This is a genomic window from Saccharothrix sp. S26 (genome assembly GCF_021390395.1).
Lineage (GTDB): Bacteria > Actinomycetota > Actinomycetes > Mycobacteriales > Pseudonocardiaceae > Actinosynnema.
The window spans coordinates 1-1,052 of the sequence record NZ_JAJUWT010000053.1 but is presented as its reverse complement, the minus strand read 5'-3'; the positions used below and the strand labels follow the sequence as shown (position 1 = coordinate 1,052).

General features: G+C 70.0%; 1 protein-coding gene. It reads right to left on the bottom strand.

What is annotated here, in order from left to right; genetic code table 11:
• On the bottom strand, nucleotides 1–1,052 hold a 1,052-nt coding region (locus LZG04_RS41390; RefSeq protein WP_233827436.1), incomplete at both ends, for a nitrite/sulfite reductase.

Here is a 1,052-nt window from a genome sequence, read left to right as displayed (position 1 = left end):
GTCTCGACGATCGCGAGCTTGCAGAACTCGATGCCGGTGCAGGCCATCACGCCCCGCCGCCACGGCGACGGCTCGGTCTGCAACCCCAGCTTCGCCAGGTCGGCCTGCAGCGTCTTCACCTCGGCCTCGGGCACGTCCAGCACGACCAGCTTCTGCTGCGGCGTCAACCGCACCCGGCCCGAACCCGCCCGCTCGACCACCTTGGCGATCTCGACCAGCGTGGAACCGGACACCCGGCCCGCGATCGGGGCCGCGCCGACGTAGAACAGGCCGTCCTTCTGCCGGTGCACACCGATGTGGTCGCGCGGGACGGCGGGCACCTCGGGCGCGGGACCGTCGACCAGCTTGCGCTTGAGGTACTCGGTTTCGAGGACTTCCCGGAATTTTTCCGGGCCCCAGTCGGCGACCAGGAACTTGATCCGCGCGCGGTGCCGCAGCCGGCGGTAGCCGTAGTCGCGGAAGACGCTGATCACGCCCTCCCACACGTCCGGCACCTCCTCGGAGGACACCCACGCGCCCAGCCGCCTGCCGATCATCGGGTTGGTCGACAGGCCGCCGCCGACCCACAGGTCGAAGCCGGGACCGTGCTCCGGGTGCTCCACCCCGACGAACGCCACGTCGTGGATCTCGTGCGCCACGTCCGGCAGGCCCGAGATCGCCGTCTTGAACTTGCGCGGCAGGTTCGCGAAGCGCGGATCGCCGATGTAGCGGCGCAGGATCTCCTCGATCGCGGGCGTGCCGTCGACCACCTCGTCCTCGGCGATGCCCGCCACCGGCGAACCGAGCACCACGCGCGGACTGTCGCCACAGGCCTCCATCGTGGTCAGGCCCGCGTCCTCCAGCTTGCGCCAGATCGTCGGGACGTCCTCGATGCGGATCCAGTGGTACTGCACGTTCTGCCGGTCGGTGATGTCGGCCGTGTCGCGGGCGTAGGTCTGGGACAACTCGCCGATCAGCGCGAGCTGCTGCGTGGTCAGCCGGCCGCCGTCGATCCGCACCCGCAGCATGAAGTACTCGTCATCCAGCTCTTCGGGCTCCAACGTCGCCGTGCG